The following is a 14,738-nucleotide window of genomic DNA, read 5'->3' on the forward strand; positions in this document are numbered from 1 at the left end:
TTAGAAAAGGGACAGGAACACCTGTCCCTAATCCCCGTTTCACTCCCCGTGTACTCCTATTTGGTTTTACTCCATTTGGAAGCAACCACGTCAGTTTTACTTTCTATTCGTTCCATGACCTCCTCACGACGTTTGGCTTTGAACAGGTCAATCATATCCATCAAATCATTGCGGTCTAATAATTTAACCCCGTTGACAGCAGCAAGTGTTTTACAGGATTCCGTATAACGGCCGGAGGTGATGACGACAGACTTGTCGGCCGCATAATAACGCATAGAGGTATAGATCTCCTGCACTGCTCCCAAACCTACCGGATGTTGTACCCCATAACGTTTGGCCTGTATGACAACTCTGACGCCTTCACGGTCTGTAAAAACCAGATCCGCTCCAAAATCCCGGCTACTGGTTGTTTTATAGATATCCTTATAGCCAAGCGCGGATAATAGCCGCTGCAAATAAAGCTCAAATTCCGACCCATCCTCCATACGATCTATATCCTGAATTCCAATTTTGCGCGGGTCCAGATCACGTAAAATCCGATTTCTGCGACCACGTATCAATCCTCTGATGATGAGCGCAAACAACACTAAAAGTACAATGAGTCCTATTCCTAATTCCTTGTATGCCAATAATTTCTCTAGCAACATCCAACTCTCCCTTTTCTACCATAAGCGTAGCCGTATCATCCTTAACAGGGAACTTTTCTATGCACGCTGGCTCCCGTATTACATCTCTCTTTATCACATAACAATAGCCCCGCCAGATTCGACGGGGCTATCTTCGTCTTGCCTCAAAGCTGTCTAAACTCCATACTCCGCATCATTATTCGCGATTCAGCAAAGATTCTCCGGCAATACCAGGCTGAGTCATTTGGTACGGGTCCAATATAATGTCCAGCTCCTCCTCGGTCAGTACATTGTACAGCAAGCACAGCTCGCGCACCGATTTCCCAGTCGTAATTGCTTCGCGAGCAATGCGTGATACCACCTCATATCCAAGGTGCGGATTAAGCGCTGTAATAATGCCTACACTGTTCTCTACATATTCACGACAACGCTCCACATTCGCTTCAATTCCTTCCACACAATGAATGCGGAAGACGTGGAAGCCCTGCTTCATAATTTCCAGCGATTGCAGTAGGTTGTACACCAGTACGGGTTCCATTACATTCAGCTCGAGCTGACCAGCCTCTGAAGCCAAGCAGATTGTATGATCATTACCAATGACCTGAAAAGCAATTTGGTTAATGACCTCACACATCACCGGATTTACCTTGCCCGGCATAATGGATGACCCTGGCTGGCGGGCAGGCAGACTCAGTTCCCCCAGACCCGCACGTGGTCCAGAAGCCATCAAACGGATGTCATTTGCCACCTTAGACATATTCATCATACAAATTTTCAAGGCAGCAGACACTTCAGTATAAGCATCCGTATTTTGTGTAGCATCTACAAGATTTTCGTCAGCTTCCACAGGGAAGCCACTGACGTCTGCCAGCACCTCTGCGACACGCTGAATATAACGACGGTCTGCGTTCAGGCCAGTACCCACCGCAGTTGCGCCCATATTAATCGTTAGCAGGTGCTGCTTGGTCGCACGGACGCGTCCGATATCACGACCCAACACACGCGCATAAGCCTGAAACTCCTGCCCTAATCGAATCGGCACTGCATCCTGCAAGTGAGTTCGCCCCATTTTAATCACACTATCAAACTCATTTGCCTTGCGGGAAAATGCTTCCTGAAGCTCACTCATGGTAGCTAACAGCTTATCAATCATACTTAATACAGCCAAGTGTACGGCTGTAGGAAAAGCATCATTCGTCGATTGCGCCATATTAACATGATTATTAGGACTGATCTCCTGGTAATCTCCGCGTTGCTTGCCAATCAGCTCCAACGCGCGGTTCGCAATCACTTCATTTGTATTCATATTAATGGACGTGCCTGCGCCGCCCTGAATCGGATCGACGATGAAATGATCATGCAACTGTCCTTGTATAATCTCATCAGCAGCCTGAATAATGGCCTCTGCTTTGGGGCGGTGTAAACGGGTTAGTTCCATATTCACCGTCGCTGCTCCCTTTTTCACGATCGCCATGGCTTTAATCAACTCAGGGTGCAGTCTTTGGCCTGTAATTGGAAAATTTTCTTTTGCCCTCAGCGTTTGTACACCATAATAGGCATCTGATGGCACTTCCTTGGTACCTAAAAAATCATGCTCCAACCTCATATTCTCTGATTCCTCCGCTGTGTTTGCTACGTTTCTTCAATTCAGTACAGCCAAATTGACATAAAAAGACCTTCTCTGATCCCCTCTTCATTATACGTTTCTATTCCCGTGCTTTTCCAGTTGAATAAACGCGGAAAAAGCTATGTAATCCTATGACAAGTTATGATTACCCCTATATACCACACTTATTCGGTAAATGCTCAGCTATGACTTGAATACGGATTTAATGACTTATAATAATATCGAGTGGCATGAAGCTGACCATCGGCTGATTGAGCATAACCCGGAATAACACCAGCTTCTACAAACCCGATCGCCTCGTATAGTCCATTGGAGGGATCACCCACCCGCGTATCTAGCACCAGTAACGTTCTATCCTGACTTAGTGCCTCTTCTTCCGCTGCCTTCATTAACTGTCGTGCGATCCCCAGTCTGCGACCGGACGGATGTACCATAAGCTTTGCAATTTCCGCACGATGAATAGCGTTAGCTTTTTGAGCCAAATGAAGCTGGACCGTCCCTACAGGTACTCCGTCCTTCTCGGCAATCCACAGAACTACGCCGTCCTCAAGTACATTGTTCCAATAAGTTGCTGCTTCCTGATAACCTAATGGGGGTAAGAAACCTATAGATGCACCGTCTGCAACCACGTCGATTAACAGTCGACTTAGCGAATCTACCAGGGCTTCATCCAGAGCTTGAACAGGGTAGACTCTCATTTCGTTAGACATTGTGATTCCTCCCGATGGGTTCGATAATATACAATAAAGAAAGCAAACTATCTTTTTAGGATAGTTTACTTTCCATAATACTTCGCTTACTTCATCATTCTCATTTCCATTACTGCTCTGCCATATAAAAGAACTCCCACAGATGACCATCCAAATCCTGAAAGCTCCATCCATACATAAAACCATGATCTTGAGGTTCGTTTGAGGGCTTGCCGCCCGCTTCCAAAGCCTTGTGGACGATCTCGTCTACCTTTTCTCGACTCTCCACCGATAAGGCAACAATTGCTTCTGTGCTTTTTGTGGCATCTGAAATTTCCTTTGTCGTGAACGCTTTAAAACGTTCTTCAACCAATAACATGACAAAAATATGCTCACTAACAACCATACAGGTTGCATGTTCATCAGTGAACTGAGCACTGAATTCAAATCCGATGGTAGTGAAAAAATCAATGGACTGTTGCAGATTTTTAACTGGCAAATTCACAAAAATTTGTTTAGCTTTTACTCCCACGACATTTCACCTCTTCATTTGTCATTCATTCTAATTTATCATACTACCTCTCCACAAAAGATAACTTAACTATCGTATAAAGTCAATCAATCTGACATTTGTATAGGGAAATCTCCTATTCCCAATGTAGCTTATCCAGCGTGCGAGATAATACAGCCGCAGCTTCTGCCCTCGTCACGGATGTAGCCGGGCCAAAACGGCCTTTCTCGTCTCCCCTCAGAATACCTAGTCCAGACAAAGTCTTCACAGCCGGAGCTGCCCATGTAGAAATCTCCTGCGCATCCGACAATGATACGGATATACTTTCACTCACTTCTCTTGTATTTTCTTCTGTGTTCCCAGCGAAGCGCAAGGCTCTCTCTATGATCACAGCCAGTTCCTCCCTCGATACCGGGGTATCAGGACGGAAGCTTCCGTCAGTATAGCCGTTGATCAGCCCAGCTGCTGCTGCGGTACGTACGGAATCCGCATACCACGATTCGGGTTGAACGTCGTCAAAGCTCGTCAGCGTGCGATCAGTACGCTCCAGTCCAAGCACACGAACCAGCATCGCTACCAGTTCAGAGCGTCGTACCTGGCCTTCAGGCTCAAAATGCACGTTCGCTAAGTCCCTTTCACGAGTCGCAGTAGCTGTAGACGCTGTTGAATGGGTCCCCGTCACAAGCAGGCGAGTTGCCAGCCGTGTAATGTCCTGCTGCGCCCAATGGCCGGATATATCCATGAACGATCTGACTTCACCAGAAGACCCGCCATCAAGCACAGCGTAAGTCCCTCCCGAACGTCCATACACGGTTATTTCCTCACTCGAAGTGTGAAAAGGAACGGGTTGATAGGACAGCTGTCCGACTTGGTTGGTCGATGATACCTTCACTACAGCAAGCTGGTCTGTATCGACCATTGCAGGAACACGTAACAGATAACGTTCATACCCTCTACCAGAGTCTCCGTTACCTACCAAAAGCTGTTTCCGTCCATCCTCGCTTCTCAGCTCAGCGGCGATATCCAAAGCCTGTAACAGTGTACGCCCTGTTGGAACATCCAAGCGTTTAGCCAGCTCTTCGTTCGAAGCGATGGAAAAATTCAAAGAAATTTGTTTTACAGGCACCTGCCAGGTATCAGCCAGTTTCTGAAGAGACAAGCGACTTGTTGTTACTTCATATCCACCCTGTGGCGTTTCCACTCGAAGGGTACGAATACGGTCGTTCAAGACGGCTCCCAAAGCTTCCCCGTTTAAATGAACCTCGTACGTCCCCGCTTCTACTTGCTCCCCTGCACGAATCACAAGCGTACCCTTCACACCATTTTGAATGGCCTTTTGTATTTCAGCAGTCGTTACTTGAGCGACTGCCTTTTTCAAGCCATTTTGCTCCACTCCGGTCACTACAGACCTGACTTGCACCACATTTGTACCAGACAGGCTGCTTCCATTGGGTTCACCACTGGCGGTCTGACCCTGCCCATTTACCGTTCCATTCGCGTTACCGCTACTGCCATTTCCAGCGTTGGCGTTTCCCTCGTTATCCTGCTGATCCTCCTCATCATCGTCATTTCGGCCACTCCCACTATCTGTTGGTGGTTCTTCCGCTTTGCGCGGCAAATCTATTTGTGCAACCAACGGATCATGATCGCTGACCCGCCCATCCGCCGCACTAAAGTCTGCATTCATATGAACGATATCCAGCACGGATGTTTTGCTCAGTGACGGGCTGACCAGCATATGATCCAATGTTTGCGAGTTACCTTCATAAATATAGGAGTACCGTTCCTTTTCATCCAAATGGTCAATCAGATTGGTCAATTCCTGCCCCCGTAGCAAAGCCAGCGTTTCCGAAAATTGAAAATCATTCAGGTCACCGAGCACCACCATATTGGCCTTAGGGTTTACTTGCAGTACCGACTTTACAAAGCCATTCACAATCGCTGCAATCTTCGCACGCTGTATTTCGCTGCTTCGCACAGGTGGCTGAATTCCACCAAATGGCGCTTGATCGCCCCCTTTGGAATTAAAATGGTTAGCGACCACAATCACCTGCTGGCCTTCAAACTCAAATTCAGCGGCCAACGGCTTGCGCGAGTCTTCAAATGACGCATTCAGGGGATCAATCCGACCCGGGTTGAGGGAAAGTCCCTGCACTCCATAAGTGACAGACGTAACTGAATCCCCCTTGGGCTTGTCGGTCAGCGTAACACGTTGCGGATTGTACAAGAAGCCAACACGGATGTTGCCACCGGGGGCACCGCCATCCTTATTATTTTCAGGGCCAATATCTGTAAAATTGTATTCCGGGCCTCCATGAGCACGAATCGCCTCTATGAGCACACGGAAGCTTTCGGAAGCGTCTGTGGTGCCATCATCTTTCTCACCGTTATTATCCTGTACTTCCAGCAATCCTATGATATCCGGATGATTCAAATTTACAGCGATAGTCTGCCCCAGCTGATCTATCCGTTTTCCATCACCGGGATCAAAGTTTTCCACATTAAAAGAAGCTACTGTCAGCTTACGATCATCCCCTATCAAACGCGTATTGGCTGGCTGGAGGCCGCCAGGTACAACATCCGGCATACGCTCTGGCAGCAGCTTATAATTGCTAAAGCTATAGCTCACCACACCTGTGATAGAACCCGCAAAACGATCGCCTGTTTTCAACGGTGTCGAAGGCTTCGCATCAATCAGAATCCGTTGCGGGTTCAGACTTCTTTCTGTCAGCATGAGTCCGCCTGCCTCCGTTACAACCTCACCTGTGTTTGGACCGTTAACAATTCGGACTGGAATTTCATAGCCATAGGGACCAATCACAGTGGCATCCTTCAACTCTACACGCATGCCTTCCAGGCTTTCGAAAAAGTCCAAGCCATCCTCCTGTGGATCAAACACCGTCATTCCGTCATGATCCACAACAGATGTCGGCATCACACGTCCCTGTTCACCTAGCAAAATTGGAGCTGGCAATGGACGGTCATTGGCAATTACCTTAACCGAAGAAGCCACAATTTCTGTGGTCGTCAAGTCGATTGGCTTGCTTGCATATGTTCTTTCCGTGTATTCCTTTACCGAACCGCTAACCCTTACCTCATCCCCTACCTGTGCACCGTGACTAGGCTTGTACACTAAAATGGCCTCGGATGTTTTTTCATCCTGATCCACTTGAGCATCCAACTCTTGGATATAGAAACTGCTCCCCTTCACCATCGTGACAACGCCTTCAATATCCGCTACTTTTTGTCCTTCATATGGAGAACGGTGTGCTGCCCCCTGTACATCGTGGATGCGAAGCTTTTTAGGAAAATAGACATCTGCATATACACTTGCCCCTACAGTTACGGGTGAAGGTTGCACCTCTTTTCCTGCAAAAGATGCAGGCTCTGCCGAAGCTTTTCCACTGGACAACCCTGCCGGCCCTCCAGCTGAAAGCAGCAGTATAGCACTGAGCCATGTGATCCCGAACCTTTTTAATTTCGTAGGTAATATTTTTTCTATGTATTCTTGTTTCATCAAAAGATACTCCCCTCCCCATTTTTACTATGATTACGCTTACAAATATATTCATCTTTTAAGATACCATAAATTAGTCAATTTAGTACCTGAATTATGTAAAATGAATTCTTCTTGCCGTAGCATATTCAGATCAAATTATTGTAAACTTGTTCTAATACAGAAAAAGGTGGCACATACGCTATGGAGCATTTGCTTAACGATCAGGTTAAAAACATTCAAATCAGCGGCATCCGCAAAATCGCCAACAAAGTTGCCGCATTACCCGGAACCCTGTCATTAACGATCGGACAACCGGATTTCCCTACCCCTGCGCATATTATGGAAGCTGCCCATCGGGCGATTAACGAAGGACGCACCTCCTATACACCTAATCCGGGACTGCCGGAATTACGAGAAGCCGCAGCGGCGTTTGTAGCTCGTAAATACGGCCTGAATTACCTTGGACAGGATGAGGTGATCGTAACGAACGGAGCCAGTGAAGCGCTGGATATTACCTTACGCACGATTTTGTCACCGGGCGATGAAGTCATCCTGCCAGTGCCGATCTACCCAGGGTACGAGCCATTGATCCGCTTGTCAGGCGGCATTCCAGTGTTTGCTGACACCCGCAACAGCGGCTTCAAGCTCACGGCCGAGGTGCTGGAGCCTTATCTGACCGAACAGACAAAAGCAGTCATTCTCGGATATCCTTCGAATCCAACCGGACGAGTAATGAGTCGCGAAGAATTGGAAGCGGTCGCGGATTTACTGAAGGAGCGCGATCTGTTTATCATTTCGGATGAAATATACAGTGAACTTATTTACGAAACACCCCACGTGTCCATTGCAGCTCTACCAGGTATGCGGGAGCGCACCATCGTCATTAACGGTCTGTCCAAATCACATTCCATGACGGGATGGCGCATTGGTTTTACACTTGCACCCGCTGAAATTACACAGCACATGGTCAAAGTCCATCAGTACAACGTAACCTGTGCTAGCTCGATTAGCCAATATGCTGCCCTGGAAGCCTTGACTGTTGGTGTCGATGATGCACTCCCGATGCGTGAGGAATACCGCAAGCGTCGTGATTATGTACATGGTAGGCTGACAGACATGGGCATCCCGCTGGAGAAACCCGAGGGAGCCTTTTACCTTTTCCCTTCCATCGCCCATTTTGGATTAAGCTCGATGGATTTTACCTTGAAGCTGCTGGAAGAGCATGGAGTGGCTGTCGTACCTGGAGATGCTTTTTCTTCCTATGGCGAAGGATACATTCGCTTGTCCTATGCTTACGGACAGGATGTGCTGGAGCAAGGGTTGGATAAAATAGAGAGGTTTGTTAGGGGAATTGTGAGGAGTTAAGGCGGGAGAGGCGCTACGCAGTCCATTTGATCTTCCGATCGCTGTTGCTGGGGGATTCTTGGATTGGATAAAACATTTATAGGTAAGAATCCCTCAGCAAAGGCGAACGCTACCGCTTCTCCAGATTCAAATGGCCCGCTTCGCTCACTGCACGCCTCAAAGTCCCACGATTCTCTAACGTGTGTGAAGCATGGGGAAAAGAAGTACAATACTCACTGCTTTACACGGTGAATAAACAAAACAGGCCCTTGAACCACCTACACGGGTGGTTCAAGGGCCTGTTCGTTCTTCCTCTACTCCCTCACCTGGGTGTGGGATTCATGGGTGACTAGCTTTAAGCACGGCGCAGCGGAGGGGGCGGAATGGTGCTGGACAAGCAAAGCGGTCGCCTTTAAATTCCGATTTTAACCTTTAAGTATTTAATCAAAAAAATCGGAATTTAACAGCGATGGTAAGCACCATCCGCCACCGCAGCGACCTTTAAAGCACCACCCCCTAATCCTCACGCCACTCCCCTACTTTAAATGCATTTTGAATTGCAGGAACAATTCATTGTAATGAGCGAGCATGCGCTTGCCTAGATTGTTGTATACTTCCAGCTTGTCTGTAATTTCGGACGGAGGGTAAAAACGCTCGTCACCAGAGATATCTTCAGGCAACAACTTCTTTCCATCCTCGTTGGGTGTGGAGTATCCTACAAATTCGGCATTTTGAGCGGCTACATCGGGCTGCATCATGAAATTGATGAACTTATGGGCCGCATCCACATGGGTAGCGGTTTTTGGAATAACCATATTATCAAACCACAAGTTGGAGCCTTCATCTGGTACGATGTAATCGAGCTCCTCGTTCTCATCCATGATTTCAGAAGCATCACCGGACCATACAACCCCGGCAGCGGCTTCCTCGTTTGCCAGCAGCATTTTAATCTCGTCACCGACAACCGCTTTGACATTGGGCGCTAATTTCTCCAACTTCGTCAAAGCCTGCTGCAAATGTGCCTCATTCGTATCGTTCAAGGAATAGTGAAGGCTGTTCAGTGACATCCCTACGACTTCCCTCGCACCATCAACCAACAGTAGGTTATTACGCAGCTTTGGATTCCACAGACCGTTCCAGCTATGAAAATCAATGCCTTTCGTCAGCTCCGGGTTAAACACAATCCCGACCGTACCCCAAAAATACGGGACCGAGTATTGGTTATTTGGGTCAAACGAAAGGTTTAGAAAATGAGAATCCACATGCTTCAAATTCGGCAGCTTGCTGTGGTCCAACGGGAGCAACAAGTGCTCCTGCTTCATTTTAGCCAAAGCATATTCCGAGGGAACCGCTACATCAAACGAAGTTCCTCCCTGTTCGATTTTCGTCAGCATCGCCTCATTGGAATCAAATGTCTGATAAATGACAGTAATCCCTGTCTCCTTCTGAAACCGTTCCAGCAGCTCAGGATCAATGTAGTCTCCCCAGTTGTACACCGTCAGTGTGTTGCCACCAGAGTAGCCTTGACTGGAATTCAACCATGCGGCCACCCCCATCAGCCCAAACGAGATGATGAAAATCGACAGAAACACGCGCACAAGTGACTTCATCTAGGCACCCCCATTTCTGCCGCAGGCTCTTTTTTACCATTACGATTCGCCTTGCGCATAATAAAGTAGTAACCCACCACCAGCAGCACAGTAAACAGGAAAATGAGCGTGGATAGCGCATTGATGGACAAGGAAACCCCTTGACGGGCACGTGAGTATATTTCCACCGATAAGGTCGAATAGCCACTGCCTGTCACAAAAAAGGTCACCGCAAAATCATCCAGCGAGTACGTTAACGCCATAAAGAAGCCCGCATAAATCCCTGGCTTGATAAAGGGTAGAATCACCTTGGTCAGCACATCCATTCGACTGGCACCCAAATCACGCGCGGCATCGACCAGAGATGGACTCATTTCCTGCAACCGCGGCAAAATCATAATGACCGCAATCGGCACACTAAATGCAATATGGGATAATAAAACGGAGTAGAAACCCAGCTTAATCCCGACCATCGTGAACAAAATGAGGAAGGAAGCGCCAATAATGACGTCCGGGTTCACGATCAATACATTATTGAGCGATAGCAGCGTATTTTTGACTCGACGGTTTTGCATCTGATGAATAGCCAGCGCACCCATGATGCCAATAATCGTAGCCAACGCAGACGACAGCAAAGCAATCACCAAGGTGTTAATGACAATAATGATCAAGCGAGTGTCTGCAAACACCTCTTTGTAATATTGGAGTGTAAAACCTTCAAACTCATGCATCGTCCCGCCGCTGTTGAAGGAATAGTACATCAAATACAAAATAGGTGCGTACAACACGAGAAAAACAATCACCAAATAAATATTTCCGAACCGGTTTTTATTTACCATGCCGCACCCTCCGTTTCGTTCCCGAGGTGAGCAGCATAATGATCCCCATCGCCAAAATCAGGAACACGGCAACCGTAGAGCCCATCCCCCAATCCTGAGTAACCAGAAAATGCTGCTCTATCGCCGTCCCCAGTGTAATCACACGGTTACCTGCAATCAGGCGGGTAATCATAAACAGCGACAACGCTGGAATAAACACAGCCATGCAACCGGATCGCACACCCGCAAGCGTTAACGGGAAAATAACCCTACGAAACGCGGTCCACTTGGAGGCTCCCAAATCTCGGGCAGCGTCCAGCAATGAAGGGTTTAACCCTTCCAGCGCGTTATAGATGGGCAAAATCATAAAAGGCACAAAAATATAAACCGATACAAACACAAAGCTGGAGCTGGTAAACAATAATTGCTGACCTCCCAACCCAACCATACCTAACACCGCATTCACCGGGCCATAGGTACCAAATATCCCGATAAAAGCATACGTTTTGAGCAGCAAGTTAATCCAGGTCGGCAAAATAATGAGCAGCAGCCACAGCTGCTTATGTTTGGTACGTGTAAGCAAATATGCTGCCGGGTAAGCAACTAATAGTGAAAATACAGTGATCAGAAATGCATACCAAAACGAGCTGAGCGTCATGCTCAAATAAACGGGTGTCAGAAACTGAGCATAGTTGCTGAATGTGAGATGACCATCCACATCAAATAGTGAATAGTAAAACACAAGTACAACCGGAGCTGCCACGAACAGCACAATCCATAAATAGTAAGGCAGCAGATACGCTGCTCTTGTATTACCGGACATGCTGATCCACCTCTTCATAGGCTTCCAGGCGCCGATCAAACTCTTCCTCTGTTTCCCCAAACCGCATCACATGGATCGCTTCCGGATCAAATCGCAGACCGATTTCACTGCCCAGCTCCGCCTTTTTGGTAGAATGCACGAGCCACTCCTGACCCGAATCATCATAGCAGCTTATTTCATAGTGAACACCACGGAACAATTGGGTATCTACCTTCACACGCAGCTTGCCTTCAATTACATTCGTAATCTCCAAGTCCTCTGGCCGGATCACAATTTCAATGGGTTCGTTCGGACGTAATCCTCCGTCGACACATTCAAACTGTCGACCGTTAAATTCCACTTGATAATCCGCAATCATCCGTCCTGGGACAATGTTAGATTCGCCGATGAAATCAGCAACAAACCGATTGATCGGCTCATCATAAATATCATTAGGCGTACCACTCTGCTCAATCTTACCTTTGTTCATAACAAAAATTTCGTCCGACATGGCCAGCGCTTCCTCCTGATCATGCGTAACGAAAATAAAAGTAATTCCAAGGCGCTGCTGCATTTCGCGCAAAATGTACTGCATTTCAGTACGCAGCTTTAAATCCAGTGCAGACAATGGCTCATCCAACAAGAGAACATCAGGTTCATTGACGATAGCCCGTGCGATGGCTACACGCTGACGCTGTCCACCGGACATCTCAGAAATTTCCCGCTCGCCGTAGCCTTCCAGATTGACAAAGGACAACGCCTGTGTCACCTTCTCCTGAATGTCCTTTTTGTTCATCTTTTTGATTCGCAGGCCGAAAGCTACATTTTCAAACACATTCAGATGCGGAAATAGCGCATAATCCTGAAAAACCGTATTGACCTGCCGCTCATTGGCTGGAACACGATTAATGAGTTTTCCATTTAAATAAATAGAGCCTTCTGTCGGCTCCGCAAAACCTGCAATCATACGCAGAATCGTCGTTTTACCACAGCCGGAAGGCCCCAGCAGTGTGTAAAATTTACCACGCTCAATCTCAAAGCTGACGTCCGCCAGCACTGGGGGATCGTTGTCATATTGCTTGGTCACCCGTTCAAATCGGATGATGGTTTGCTCTCCCATAACACCCTCCTTCAAAAAATTCGACTTCATTCCATTTCATTCTTTTCATTAAACCTATTTATTCAGGGCGTATCATTTACCCTTGAGACTTCCATGTAAAATAGTCTGTCAGCACACGAATGGCTACACCAATCGCTTCCTCCGCAGGCTCCAGCTTGGCATGATGCAAACCATAAGGCGTATCAACACCAAGCCAGAACATCAGACCGGGAATTCGCTCCAGAAAATACCCGAAGTCTTCTCCGGTCATCGCTTCTCCGCATTCAATAAGCTGCACATCTTGCCGATTACGGACCCAGTTCATGAATTCCTGGGTTACCTGAGCTTCATTGTACACTTGCAAATAATTGGAGCCATAATGAATCTCGGCATGACATTCAAATCCAGTCTCCACACCGCGCACTAGTGCTTCAATCCGTGATTTAACCAGCTTCATCGTATCGGCTGACAACGTTCGGATCGTACCCTCCAAACGGGCGGTTTCCGCGATAATATTTTGCTTCGTGCCTCCGCTAACCTTACCCACGGTAATGACCGCTGCATCGAGTGGATTCACATTACGGGCTACAACCGTCTGTAATTGTCCCACCAGCTGACAAGCAGCCACTACCATATCATTCGCCTTGTGTGGATACGCAGCATGCCCACCCATACCCTTCAGGTCGATGAAAAGCTCCGACGTATTGGCAAATAGGATGCCCGGGCGAGTCGCAATTGTGCCAACAGGATATTCGGGCGCAACATGCAGTGCGACAATTTCATCGGGTATCCAGTCTGCCAGCTCCGTGCTGTCCCGCATAGGCAAGGCTCCGCCCGGCCCTTCCTCAGCCGGTTGAAACAGCACAACCAGGTCATCCTTAATCGGATGGCTTGCAAAGTGAGTAACAATTCCCAATCCAATCGTCATATGTAAATCGTGTCCACAAGCATGCATATAGCCGGGATGGGTCGAACGGAAATCGTACCCTGTCTCTTCTTCAATCGGCAAACCGTCCATATCACAACGATATCCATAGCGGCGTTCAGGAGCTGTTCCATGAATGAACACTAACACGCCCGTACGCCATGTACGAATGTCCAACCGCTCCTGAGGGAGCGTTTCCAAATAATCCAGCAAATATTGTTGTGTTTTGTATTCCTCAAAACCCGGTTCGGGAATTTGGTGTAAATCCCTTCGTATTTGGACAAAAGAACGATAGTCGACCGTACTCATTGCTGCTACGCCTCCTCTTTATAGCTCATCAGCTCTTATCTGGCAAAAGAACAAAAGCCCGGCGCAGCCGCCGAGCCTTGTCCGTTGTGCTTCGTCCCTAAGTTATGCTGTCAGTGCATCATGCTTCTGACAAGGAATCGTTCACCTTTGGTACATTAAAAAACTTTTGCCTTCTTACAGAACGCGCAGTTCTTTCAAAATCTCAGTTTTAGATTTGGTCTTATCGTCGACCTGTTTGATCACACGTGCAGGTGTACCCGCCACTACGGAGTATTCAGGCACATCTTCAGTTACGACAGCTCCGGCTGCAACAACTGCACCTTTACCAATTCGCACGCCTTCCAATACAACCGAGTTTGCACCGATCAATACATCGTCTTCTACTACAACTGGCTGTGCAGATGGTGGTTCAATGACACCCGCCAGGACAACGCCTGCACCGATGTGACACATGTTACCTACTTTCACACGACCGCCCAGCACAGCATTCATATCAATCATCGTGCCTTCACCAATCGTAACGCCGATGTTAATCACTGCACCCATCATGATGACTGCGTTGTTACCGATGCCAACCATATCACGAATATATGCGCCTGGCTCAATGCGGGCATTGATGCCTTTCAGATCGAGCATAGGAACAGCAGAGTTACGGCGGTCATTTTCCACCACATAGTCTTCTTCTTTAGCGTTTGCGCTATCCAGTACAGGCTTGATATCAGCCCAATCCCCAAATACAACACCACTGTCTCCAGAAATAAAAGCTTGAACATTCTCGCCAAAAGATGCGGAAGCCAAAGCTCCTTTTACATATACTTTAACAGGCGTCTTTTTCTTGCTGTTTTTAATCACGTTGATGACTTCTTGTGTATTCATTTCGATGGACATAGTAAATCTAAC

Annotated in this window: 12 protein-coding genes; 1 reads left to right on the forward strand and 11 read right to left on the reverse strand. The window is 47.5% G+C overall.

Translation table 11 applies throughout. The annotated features are described in order from the left end of the window. Positions 1–56 precede the first annotated feature (56 nt). The 5 genes from NLX78_RS10705 to NLX78_RS10725 form a co-directional block, all read right to left on the reverse strand. Positions 57–647, reverse strand: a complete 591-nt coding sequence (locus tag NLX78_RS10705; RefSeq protein ID WP_254350346.1) for a restriction endonuclease — start codon at positions 645–647, stop codon at positions 57–59. Positions 648–822: 175 nt separating this feature from the next. After that, complete coding sequence (gene aspA / locus NLX78_RS10710) at positions 823–2,232, reverse strand: aspartate ammonia-lyase (RefSeq protein ID WP_254350347.1); 1,410 nt, start codon at positions 2,230–2,232, stop codon at positions 823–825. Between the two features lie 200 nt (positions 2,233–2,432). Beyond that, on the reverse strand, positions 2,433–2,963 hold the full coding sequence (locus NLX78_RS10715; protein ID WP_069290057.1) for a GNAT family N-acetyltransferase: 531 nt from the start codon (positions 2,961–2,963) through the stop codon (positions 2,433–2,435). Positions 2,964–3,072: 109 nt separating this feature from the next. Beyond that, the gene (locus NLX78_RS10720) at positions 3,073–3,474 is read right to left on the reverse strand and encodes a VOC family protein (protein WP_061829696.1); all 402 of its coding nucleotides are present in this window, start codon (positions 3,472–3,474) and stop codon (positions 3,073–3,075) included. A gap of 115 nt (positions 3,475–3,589) precedes the next feature. Further along, positions 3,590–6,970: an S-layer homology domain-containing protein gene (locus NLX78_RS10725; protein WP_254350447.1), complete on the reverse strand. Its 3,381-nt coding sequence runs from the start codon at positions 6,968–6,970 to the stop codon at positions 3,590–3,592. Between the two features lie 183 nt (positions 6,971–7,153). Here NLX78_RS10725 and NLX78_RS10730 point away from each other — a divergent pair, with 183 nt between their 5' ends. Next, positions 7,154–8,317 (forward strand): aminotransferase A, encoded by a 1,164-nt coding sequence (locus NLX78_RS10730; protein WP_254350348.1) that lies wholly within the window; start codon positions 7,154–7,156, stop codon positions 8,315–8,317. Positions 8,318–8,832: 515 nt separating this feature from the next. Here NLX78_RS10730 and NLX78_RS10735 read toward each other — a convergent pair. The 6 genes from NLX78_RS10735 to dapD all read right to left on the reverse strand — a co-directional run bounded on the left by NLX78_RS10735 (position 8,833) and on the right by dapD (position 14,726). Beyond that, complete coding sequence (locus NLX78_RS10735) at positions 8,833–9,906, reverse strand: ABC transporter substrate-binding protein (protein ID WP_254350349.1); 1,074 nt, start codon at positions 9,904–9,906, stop codon at positions 8,833–8,835. Beyond that, entirely contained in the window at positions 9,903–10,724 is an 822-nt protein-coding gene (locus tag NLX78_RS10740) for an ABC transporter permease (RefSeq protein WP_013311255.1), read from the reverse strand. The genes NLX78_RS10735 and NLX78_RS10740 overlap by 4 nt, the downstream gene beginning before the upstream one ends. Beyond that, on the reverse strand, positions 10,714–11,526 hold the full coding sequence (locus tag NLX78_RS10745; protein ID WP_254325202.1) for an ABC transporter permease: 813 nt from the start codon (positions 11,524–11,526) through the stop codon (positions 10,714–10,716). Before NLX78_RS10745 ends, NLX78_RS10740 begins: the two co-directional genes overlap by 11 nt. After that, entirely contained in the window at positions 11,516–12,625 is a 1,110-nt protein-coding gene (locus tag NLX78_RS10750; RefSeq protein ID WP_254350448.1) for an ABC transporter ATP-binding protein, read from the reverse strand. The genes NLX78_RS10745 and NLX78_RS10750 overlap by 11 nt, the downstream gene beginning before the upstream one ends. Before the next feature lie 76 nt (positions 12,626–12,701). Next, positions 12,702–13,838, reverse strand: a complete 1,137-nt coding sequence (locus NLX78_RS10755) for an N-acetyldiaminopimelate deacetylase (RefSeq protein ID WP_254350350.1) — start codon at positions 13,836–13,838, stop codon at positions 12,702–12,704. Between the two features lie 174 nt (positions 13,839–14,012). Beyond that, complete coding sequence (gene dapD, locus NLX78_RS10760) at positions 14,013–14,726, reverse strand: 2,3,4,5-tetrahydropyridine-2,6-dicarboxylate N-acetyltransferase (RefSeq protein ID WP_013311259.1); 714 nt, start codon at positions 14,724–14,726, stop codon at positions 14,013–14,015. Positions 14,727–14,738: the final 12 nt, after the last annotated feature.

It is taken from the genome of Paenibacillus sp. Lou8.1 (assembly GCF_024213565.1).
Lineage (GTDB): Bacteria > Bacillota > Bacilli > Paenibacillales > Paenibacillaceae > Paenibacillus > Paenibacillus polymyxa_B.

Bases quoted from the DNA above. Each gene is read 5' to 3' on its own strand.
- NLX78_RS10755 (WP_254350350.1), bottom strand. From the start codon at position 13,838: ATGAGTACGGTCGACTATCGTTCTTTTGTCCAAATACGAAGGGATTTA.
- dapD (WP_013311259.1), bottom strand. From the start codon at position 14,726: ATGTCCATCGAAATGAATACACAAGAAGTCATCAACGTGATTAAAAAC.
- NLX78_RS10715 (WP_069290057.1), bottom strand. From the start codon at position 2,963: ATGTCTAACGAAATGAGAGTCTACCCTGTTCAAGCTCTGGATGAAGCC.
- NLX78_RS10725 (WP_254350447.1), bottom strand. From the start codon at position 6,970: ATGAAACAAGAATACATAGAAAAAATATTACCTACGAAATTAAAAAGG.
- aspA (WP_254350347.1), bottom strand. From the start codon at position 2,232: ATGAGGTTGGAGCATGATTTTTTAGGTACCAAGGAAGTGCCATCAGAT.
- NLX78_RS10750 (WP_254350448.1), bottom strand. From the start codon at position 12,625: ATGGGAGAGCAAACCATCATCCGATTTGAACGGGTGACCAAGCAATAT.
- NLX78_RS10735 (WP_254350349.1), bottom strand. From the start codon at position 9,906: ATGAAGTCACTTGTGCGCGTGTTTCTGTCGATTTTCATCATCTCGTTT.
- NLX78_RS10705 (WP_254350346.1), bottom strand. From the start codon at position 647: ATGTTGCTAGAGAAATTATTGGCATACAAGGAATTAGGAATAGGACTC.
- NLX78_RS10730 (WP_254350348.1), top strand. From the start codon at position 7,154: ATGGAGCATTTGCTTAACGATCAGGTTAAAAACATTCAAATCAGCGGC.
- NLX78_RS10745 (WP_254325202.1), bottom strand. From the start codon at position 11,526: ATGTCCGGTAATACAAGAGCAGCGTATCTGCTGCCTTACTATTTATGG.
- NLX78_RS10740 (WP_013311255.1), bottom strand. From the start codon at position 10,724: ATGGTAAATAAAAACCGGTTCGGAAATATTTATTTGGTGATTGTTTTT.